This window comes from Streptomyces sp. NPDC056503 (assembly GCF_042794995.1).
Lineage (GTDB): Bacteria > Actinomycetota > Actinomycetes > Streptomycetales > Streptomycetaceae > Streptomyces.
Genome location: NZ_JBHTST010000215.1, coordinates 1 through 8,105, shown reverse-complemented (window position 1 = coordinate 8,105; position 8,105 = coordinate 1). Strand labels below are relative to the sequence as shown.

The following is an 8,105-nucleotide window of genomic DNA, read 5'->3' as shown; positions in this document are numbered from 1 at the left end:
CTGAGCCCCCGCCGGCACCGCCCCCCACCCCCCCCACAAGCTTGAGACCCCCCGCAAGCCCCGGCCGCTCTCGCGCGCCGGGCCCCCGATCTCCCCGGGGGCGGCCCGCATCCGCCGCGCCGCCCCCGGGTGAGCCGTACCACCCGGATCCCCGTCCCCGAGGAACAGCGCCACCGCACCACCACTCCCCCATCCGTCACCGTCGAAGGGACTCGACGATGCGCACCATCAGAGGCCGTTTCCGGCTCCGCTCCGCCGCGCTCGCCACCGCGCTCGGCGCGGGGCTGCTCCTCGCCCCGCTGCCCGCGCAGCAGGCCGTGGCCGCGAGCACGCTCACCAACACCGGCTTCGAGGCCGACGGCACCGGTACGGCCACGCCGTCCGGCTGGTCGACCTACTCGGCCGCCGGGCAGAACGCTGCGTCCTTCGCCGAGGCCGGCGGCCACAGCGGCGGCTACCGCCTCTCGCACTGGTCGTCGTCCGCGTACAAGGTGGAGACGTACCAGTACCTCAGCGGGCTCACCGACGGCACGTACACGCTGAGCGCCTGGGTGCGCTCGGGCGGCGGCCAGAACTCCGCCTACCTCGCCCTGCGCAACTGCGGCTCCGCCGAGCAGCGCACCGACCTGCCGGTGACGGCCGGCTCCTGGATACGGGTCGTCACCTCGGTCAAGGTGGTCGGCGGCGGCTGCACGATCAGCGTCAACTCCGACGCCAACGCGGGCAACTGGCTCAACGTCGACGACCTGACCTTCACCTCCGGCTCCACCGGGCTGACCGTGAAGGGCGTGGACCTGTCCGCGCTGAAGAAGAGCCAGGACCTGGGCGGCACCTACAAGAACGCCGCCGGGACGACCGGTGACCCGGTCGCGCTCCTCAAGGGCGCGGGCGCCAACTACGGGCGCCTGAAGGTCTGGGTGAACCCCGCCGACGGCTACAACGACAAGGCGCGGGTGCTCGCCACCGCCCAGCGCATCAAGGCGCAGGGCATGAAGCTGCTCGTGGACTTCCACTACTCGGACATCTGGGCGGACCCGGGTGCCCAGAGCAAGCCCGCCGCGTGGGCCGGGCACTCGTACGGCCAGCTGAAGACGGACGTGTACGACCACACGTACGACGTCCTGAACGCGCTGAAGGCGCAGGGGACCACGGCCGACATGGTGCAGATCGGCAACGAGATCAACACCGGCATGCTGTGGCCCGAGGGCTCCACGAGCAACTGGTCGCAGCTCGCGGGGCTGCTGAACTCCGGCATCTCGGCGGCGAAGGCGGTCTCGTCGTCGACCCAGATCGCGCTGCACCTCGCGAACGGCGGCGACAACGTGCTCTACCGCACCTGGTTCGACAACGCGGCCGCGCAGGGCGTGAGTTACGACGTGATCGCGCTGTCCTTCTACGGCTACTGGCACGGGGCGCTGTCCTCGCTCCAGACCAACCTGGACGACGTCTCGGCCCGTTACGGCAAGAAGGTGATGGTCGTCGAGACGGCGTACCCGTTCCGCCTGGACAGCGAGGACGCGCACGAGAACATCATCGACCTCTCCTCGGAGCTGGTCGCCGGCTACCCGGCTACCCCGGCCGGCCAGTCGGCGTGGCTCCGTGACGTGATGAACGTGGTGGAGGCCGTCCCGGGCGGCCGTGGCCTCGGCGTCGTCTACTGGGAGCCGGCCTGGACCGCCGTGACGGGCAACGGCTGGGACCCGGCGGACCCGGCGTCGGGCAACGGCTGGGAGAACCAGGCGCTGTTCGACTACGACAGCAGGCTGCTGCCGGCGGCGAGCTGGTTCTCGCACCGCTGACCGGTGGGCCGTCGACCCGGTAGACCGTGAAGGGCCGGATCCCCGAGGGGATCCGGCCCTTTCCCGTGTCCGGGACTACCACTCGGCCAGGGAGCCGTCGTCGCGGCGCCAGGCCGGGTTGCGCCAGCGGTGGCCGGTCTCGGCGGCCCGCTCCACCTCCTTGGCGTCGACCTCGATGCCGAGGCCGGGGCCGGTGGGGAGGGCCACGTGCCCGTCCTCGTACCGGAAGACCGAGGGGTCGACGAGGTAGTCGAGGAGGTCGGAGCCGGTGTTGTAGTGGATGCCCAGGCTCTGCTCCTGGATGAGCAGGTTGGGCGTGGCGAAGCCGACCTGGAGGCAGGAGGCGAGCGCGATGGGGCCGAGCGGGCAGTGCGGGGCGAGGGAGACGTCGTACGCCTCCGCCATCGCGGCGATCCGGCGGGTCTCGGAGATGCCGCCGGCGTGCGAGAGGTCCGGCTGGGCGACGGCGATGCCCTGGCCGAGGACCTTCTTGAAGTCCCAGCGGGAGTAGAGGCGTTCGCCGGTGGCGATGGGGATGGAGGTGGAGCGGACGATCTCGCCGATGTGGTCGCTCAGCTCGGGGACGACCGGTTCCTCCACGAAGAAGGGGAGGTACGGCTCCAGGAGCGGCAGGACCCGGCGGGCCATGGGGGCGGTGAGCCGGCCGTGGAAGTCGATGGCGATGTCGAACTCGTCGCCGACGGCCTCGCGGATGGAGGCGACCCGGTCGACGATCGCCTGGGTGGCGGCGGGGGTGTCGATGAGCCGGAGCTGGGCGGAGGCGTTCATCTTGATCGCGGTGAAGCCCTCGCGCTGCCGGGCGACGGCCTCGGAGGCGACCTCGTCGGGGCGGTCGCCGCCGATCCAGCTGTAGACGCGGACGCGGTCGCGGACGTTGCCGCCGAGGAGCTGCCAGACGGGGACGCCGAGGGCCTTGCCCTTGATGTCCCACAGGGCCTGGTCGATGCCGGCGACGGCGCTGGAGAGGACCGGGCCGCCCCGGTAGAAGCCGCCCTTGGTGAGGACCTGCCAGTGGTCCTCGATCCGCATCGGGTCCTGGCCGATCAGGTAGTCGGAGAGTTCGTCGACGGCGGCGGCGACGGTGTGGGCGCGGCCTTCGACGACGGGCTCGCCCCAGCCGGTGACGCCCTCGTCGGTGTCGATCCGCAGGAAGCACCAGCGGGGGGCGACGAGGTAGGTGCGCAGGGAGGTGATCTTCACTGGTGGTCCTTCACTTCGAGTCCTTCTTCACGGTCCAGCCGCCGTCGACGACCAGGTTCGTGCCGGTGATGTAGGTCGCTTCGGCGGAGGCGAGGAAGGCGACGGCGGAGGCGACTTCCTCGGGGCGGCCGAGGCGGGCGAGGGCGGTGGCACCGGCGGAGAGCCGGCGGCCCTCCTCGTCGACGTCGTTCCAGACGTCGGTGAGGATCGGGCCGGGGAGCACCGAGTTGAAGCGCACGTCGGGGCCGTACTCGACGGCGAACTGGCGGATCAGCGCGCACATGCCGCCCTTGGAGGCCGCGTAGGCGGGGTATCCGGGGAGGCCGAAGTCGGCGTGGACGCTGGAGGTGGCGACGACGCTGCCGCCCTCGGCGCGCAGGTCGTCGAGGAAGGTGCGGGCGGCGAGGTAGAGGGCGCGGAGGTTGACGGCGAGTTCGCGGTCCCAGGAGTCGACGGGGAGTTCGTGGGCGGCGGCCGCGGTGTGGGTGAAGGCGTTGCTGTGGAGGACGGAGACGCGGCCGAAGCGCTCGTGGGTCTCCTCGCGGAGGGCGGTCCAGTCGGCTTCGGAGGAGACGTCGCAGCGGATGTACGCGGCGCGGCCTCCCTCCTCGCGGATGCGGGCGGCGACGGCCTCGCCGGCGGGTGCGGCGATGTCGGCGACGACGACGGCGGCGCCTTCGCGGGCGAGCCGGGCGGCGCTGGCCGCGCCGATTCCGGAGGCGGCGCCGGTGACGACGGCGGTCTGCCCGGAGAAACGGTTCATGGGAGGGGCCTTATCGGGGGAGGTCAGCGGGTGATGTCCTGGGCGGCCAGCAGGCCGAGTTCGGTGCGGTGCGGGATGCCCTCCCAGTCGCCGGGGACGGAGACGGCGAAGGCTCCGCAGAGGGCGGCGAGCCGGAGGCGCTCGGGGACCGGGGAGCCGTCGAGGCGGGCGGCGAGGTAGCCGGAGACGAAGGCGTCGCCGGCGCCGACGGGGTCGACGGCGGTGACGGGGACGGCGGCCTGGTGGTGGGTGCCGTCGGCGGTGACCGCGAGGGCGCCGTCGGCGCCGAGCTTGACGACGGCCTCGGTGGGGCCGAGCCGGGTGAGGGCGCGGGCCATCTCCTCGGGCTCGTCCTCGGGGACGAGGAGGGCGGCCTCCTCGGGGCCGGCGAAGACCAGGCCGGTGTAGGGGAGGAGGCGGCCGAGCGTCTCGGCGGCCTCGGCGCGGCCCCACAGGCGCTCGCGGTGGTTGACGTCGAGGGAGACGGTGACGCCGGCGCCGTGCGCGAGGCGGACGGCGTGCTCGACGGCGGCGCGGGCGGTGGCGCTCAGCGCCGGGGTGATGCCGGTGACGTGGAGGATCCGGGCACCGGTGATCCGGCCCTCGTCGAGGTCGCCGGGGGCGAGGCGGGAGCCGGCGAGTCCGGCCCGGTAGTAGGTGACGCGGAGCCGGTCGGCGGTCCTGCGTTCGCGGAGCATCAGGCCGGTGGGGGCGTCGGGGTCGGTGCGGGCGCCGGAGACGTCGACGCCCTCGGCGCGCAGTCCGGCGAGGATCATCGCGCCGGCGGCGTCGTCGCCGACGCGGCCGGTCCAGGCGGTCGGGTGGCCGAGCCGGCTGACGCCGACGGCGACGGTGGCCTCGGCGCCGGCCCAGCCGAGCCGCAGCGGGGCGCCGTTGGCGAACGGCCCGGGGCCGGTGGCGGCGGCGACGGCCATGACCTCGCCGAGGGTGACGAGGGCGGGGGTGGTGTTCCCCTGGGTGGTGTTCCCCTGGGCGTCGCTCATCGGGGTCGTATCCCGTCCAGGAAGGCCGCCGCCCGCTCGGTCAGGGCCGCGAGGGAGCCTCCCTCGCAGGCGTCGCCGACGAGCGGGCCGCCGATGCCGAGGGCGGTGGCGCCGGCGGCGAGGTAGGCGGGGGCGTCGGCGGCGCCGATGCCGCCGGTGGGGACGAGCGGGACGTCGGGGAGCGGGGCGCGGACGGCCTTCAGGTACGCGGGGCCGCCGGTGGCGGCGGGGAAGAGCTTGACCATGGTCGCGCCGGCCCGCCAGGCCGTGAGGATCTCGGTCGGGGTGTACGCGCCGGGCAGCACCGGCACGTCGAGGCGGACGGCCTCGGCGATGACGTCGGTGCAGGTGGCGGGGGTGATCAGGTAGGTGGCGCCGGCTTCGACGGCGGCCTGGGCGTCGGCGGGGGTGGTGACCGTGCCCGCGCCGAGGGCGAGGCCGGGCGGGGCGTCGGCGGCGTACTCGCGGAGCGCGTCGAGCACCCCGGGGGTGGTGAGCGTGAACTCGGCGGCGCGGACGCCGGAGGCGAGGAGGGTGTCGGTGACCTCGGCGAAGCGGGTGGCGGAGGAGGAGCGGAGGATCGCGATGACGGGGGCGGCGGCCAGGGCGGCGCGGAGCCCCTCGTACGGGCTGGTCATGGTGGGTTCCTCGGAGGGGTCAGCGGTCGGCGTACGGGGTGGCGGGCAGGCCCGTGACGCCCGGGCGGCAGACGAAGAGACGGCCGGCGTCGGGTTCGGCGCGGCGGCGTTCCTCGGGAAGGTTGTGGGTGGCCGTGGTGATGACGAGGACGTCGAGGTCGGGACCGGCGAAGGCACAGCTGGTCACGTGGGAGGCGGGCAGCTCCACGCGCGCGTGGAGGACGCCTCGGGGGGTGAAGGCGAGGACTTCGCCGCCGCCCCAGACGGCGACCCAGACGTTGCCCTCGGCGTCGACGGTGAGGCCGTCGGGGTAGCCGCTGTCGAGGGCGGCGAAGGGGCGGCGGCCGGAGAGGGCGCCGGTGACGGGGTCGTAGTCGAAGACGTCGACGCGGCGGGTGGGGCTGTCGGCGTAGTAGAGGAGGGTGCCGTCGGGGCTCCAGCCGAGGCCGTTGGAGATGGTGACGGGGTCGACGAGGGTGGTGAGGCCGTCGCCGTCGAGGCGGTAGAGGGCGCCGGCGCCGGGCCGCTCGTCGAAGGCCATGGTGCCGCCGAGGAGGCGCCCGGCGGGGTCGACGGCGGCGTCGTTCATCCGGCGCGGGACGCCGTCGTCGGGGAGGGCGGGGGCGGCGAGCTCGACGGCCTCGGCCGGGGGCCGGCCGTCCTCCAGGCGGACGAAGGCGGTGCCGGTGGCGGCGAGGAGGGCCCCGGAGGCGCAGGGGACGGCCGCGCCGACGGGGCGGTCGAAGCGGAGGACGGCGGTGGGCACGACGTCGGTGCGGCCGTCCTCGCGGGTGAGGGCGGCGCGGTGGACGAGGCCCTCGGTGATGTCGACCCAGAGGAGCTCCTGGCGGGCGGCGTCCCAGACGGGGCCCTCGGGCAGGCGGCCGGGAGCGGGGGTGCAGGGCACGGCCCTGAGCTGGAGCATCGCGTCTCCTCCTGGGTGACGGGTGGGTGGCGGCCGGGTGGCGCCGTGGGGGGTGACGGGAGCGGCGCCGTGTCGGCTAGAGAAAAACTACGGCTTCGTCTAACGGTTGTAAATAACCCCTGCCTTTCTTCTTCCAACCCTTCGAATAAGATCCGGGGGACGACAGCGCACCGACGGAGGACAGCAGGGATGATCAGGCGCACCTCGCAGGACATTCGCCGCCTCAACCGCTTCGAGGTGCTGCGCCGGGTCTACGCGGGCCCGGGCGCGATGAGCCGGCAGGACGTCGCCGCCGCCACGGGCCTCTCCTTCGCCACGGTCGCCAACCTCACCGCCGAGCTCCTGGAGGCCGGCGTCCTCGTCGAGGCCGGGCACGAGGAGTCCGGCGGCGGGCGGCCGCGCGCGCGGCTCGCCGTGAACGCGGAGCGGGGCGCGCTGATCGGCGTCGACATCGCCGAGACCTCGGTCCACGCCGAGCTGTTCGACCTGGCCCTGACGGTCCGGCACTCCGTGGAGCGGCCCCTGCCGCCGGGGGACGTCCGGCCCGCCGACGTCGTCGACGCGGTCGCCGGGGCGGTGGAGGAGCTGCTCGCCGCCTCCGGGACCGACCGGTCGCGGGTCCTCGGCGCGGGGGTGAGCGTGCCGGGCATGGTCGAACGCGAGGGCGGCGTGTCGTCGTTCTCCCCGTACTGGTCCTGGCACGAGGTGCCGCTGCGGGCCCTGCTCGACGAACGGCTCGGGCTGCCGCTGTGGCTGGACAACCCGCTGCGGGCCAGCACGGTCGCGGAGATGTGGTTCGGCGCGGGCCGCGAGGTCGAGGACCTGGTGGTGCTGACGCTCCGGGCCGGCGTCGGGGCGGGCATCGCGATCGGCGGGCAGCTGTACCGGGGCTTCACCAACAGCGCGGGCGAGTGGGGCCACACCTGCCTCGCCCTCGACGGACGCCTCTGCACCTGCGGCAACCGGGGCTGCGTCGAGGCGTACGTGTCGCTGCGCGGGATCGCCGCGACCTGGCGCGAACTCGCCCCGGGCGACGAGCGGGCGGCCGGCCCCGACGACGCGGCGACGGTCGCGGCGCTGGCCCGCGCGGCCGACGCGGGCGATCCGGTGGCCGCCGCCGTGGTGGACCGCACGGCGCGGTATCTCGGCGCCGCCGTCGCCAATCTGGTGAACCTGGTGAACCCGCAGGTCGTCGTGGTCGGCAACCAGGTCGTCGACCTGCTCGGGGAGCGGCTGCTCCCGGCCGCGTACGAGGCGGTGGGCCGGCACGCGCTGGCGCTGCCGCACCGGGCGGCGACCCTGCGGCGCAGCGCCGTCCCGCACAACGCGGTGACCCGGGGCGCGGCGACCTTCGCCCTGGAGGGCTTCCTCGACGACCGGGAGGTCTTCGGCCCGGTCAGCCGCATGCGCAAGGCCGCGAAGAGCGGCGGGGGCGCGGGTGGCTGAGCCCGGGCGCGGGCCGACGTCGGCGGACGGACCCGGGCACGGGTACGGGCGCGGGCCGACGTCGGCGGACGGACCCGGGCACGGACCCGGGCACGGGTACGGGTACGGGTACGGGCCCGGGTACGGGTACGGGTACAGGTACGGGCCGACGTCGACGTCGGCGCCGGTGGTGGCGCCGGTGTCGGTGGTGGAGAGGCCCGGGTGTGGGCCGGCGCGGGCGGGTGCGGTGCCGCGCGGGCGGGCGCGGGCGAGCGGGCGCGCGTCGGTGCCGGGGGGCGCGCCCCGGCGCGGGCCGGGGCCGGGGGGACG

Annotated in this window: 7 protein-coding genes; 2 read left to right on the top strand and 5 right to left on the bottom strand. The window is 74.9% G+C overall.

Going from position 1 to position 8,105, the window contains the following annotated elements; all coding sequences use genetic code 11:
* Positions 1-218: 218 nt before the first annotated feature.
* Entirely contained in the window at positions 219-1,799 is a 1,581-nt protein-coding gene (locus ACFQ8C_RS35660) for an arabinogalactan endo-beta-1,4-galactanase (RefSeq protein ID WP_383465930.1), read from the top strand.
* A 75-nt stretch (positions 1,800-1,874) separates the two neighbouring features.
* On the opposite strand, the gene dgoD is transcribed toward ACFQ8C_RS35660, so the two are convergent.
* Genes dgoD through ACFQ8C_RS35635 form a run of 5 tightly spaced genes read right to left on the bottom strand, consistent with a single transcriptional unit; the run spans position 1,875 to position 6,350 of the window.
* Positions 1,875-3,020, bottom strand: a complete 1,146-nt coding sequence (gene dgoD / locus ACFQ8C_RS35655; RefSeq protein WP_383465928.1) for a galactonate dehydratase — start codon at positions 3,018-3,020, stop codon at positions 1,875-1,877.
* Between the two features lie 10 nt (positions 3,021-3,030).
* Positions 3,031-3,783: an SDR family NAD(P)-dependent oxidoreductase gene (locus ACFQ8C_RS35650; protein WP_383465926.1), complete on the bottom strand. Its 753-nt coding sequence runs from the start codon at positions 3,781-3,783 to the stop codon at positions 3,031-3,033.
* Between the two features lie 23 nt (positions 3,784-3,806).
* Entirely contained in the window at positions 3,807-4,787 is a 981-nt protein-coding gene (locus tag ACFQ8C_RS35645; protein ID WP_383465924.1) for a sugar kinase, read from the bottom strand.
* Positions 4,784-5,425: a bifunctional 4-hydroxy-2-oxoglutarate aldolase/2-dehydro-3-deoxy-phosphogluconate aldolase gene (locus ACFQ8C_RS35640; RefSeq protein ID WP_383465922.1), complete on the bottom strand. Its 642-nt coding sequence runs from the start codon at positions 5,423-5,425 to the stop codon at positions 4,784-4,786. The genes ACFQ8C_RS35645 and ACFQ8C_RS35640 overlap by 4 nt, the downstream gene beginning before the upstream one ends.
* A gap of 19 nt (positions 5,426-5,444) precedes the next feature.
* Entirely contained in the window at positions 5,445-6,350 is a 906-nt protein-coding gene (locus tag ACFQ8C_RS35635; protein WP_383465920.1) for an SMP-30/gluconolactonase/LRE family protein, read from the bottom strand.
* Positions 6,351-6,539: 189 nt separating this feature from the next.
* Here ACFQ8C_RS35635 and ACFQ8C_RS35630 point away from each other — a divergent pair, with 189 nt between their 5' ends.
* The gene (locus ACFQ8C_RS35630; protein WP_383465918.1) at positions 6,540-7,796 is read left to right on the top strand and encodes an ROK family protein; all 1,257 of its coding nucleotides are present in this window, start codon (positions 6,540-6,542) and stop codon (positions 7,794-7,796) included.
* Positions 7,797-8,105: the final 309 nt, after the last annotated feature.

Excerpts from the sequence above, each read along its gene's own strand:
- ACFQ8C_RS35660 (WP_383465930.1), top strand. The coding sequence starts at position 219 with ATGCGCACCATCAGAGGCCGTTTCCGGCTCCGCTCCGCCGCGCTCGCC.
- ACFQ8C_RS35650 (WP_383465926.1), bottom strand. The coding sequence starts at position 3,783 with ATGAACCGTTTCTCCGGGCAGACCGCCGTCGTCACCGGCGCCGCCTCC.
- ACFQ8C_RS35645 (WP_383465924.1), bottom strand. The coding sequence starts at position 4,787 with ATGAGCGACGCCCAGGGGAACACCACCCAGGGGAACACCACCCCCGCC.
- ACFQ8C_RS35640 (WP_383465922.1), bottom strand. The coding sequence starts at position 5,425 with ATGACCAGCCCGTACGAGGGGCTCCGCGCCGCCCTGGCCGCCGCCCCC.
- ACFQ8C_RS35635 (WP_383465920.1), bottom strand. The coding sequence starts at position 6,350 with ATGCTCCAGCTCAGGGCCGTGCCCTGCACCCCCGCTCCCGGCCGCCTG.
- ACFQ8C_RS35630 (WP_383465918.1), top strand. The coding sequence starts at position 6,540 with ATGATCAGGCGCACCTCGCAGGACATTCGCCGCCTCAACCGCTTCGAG.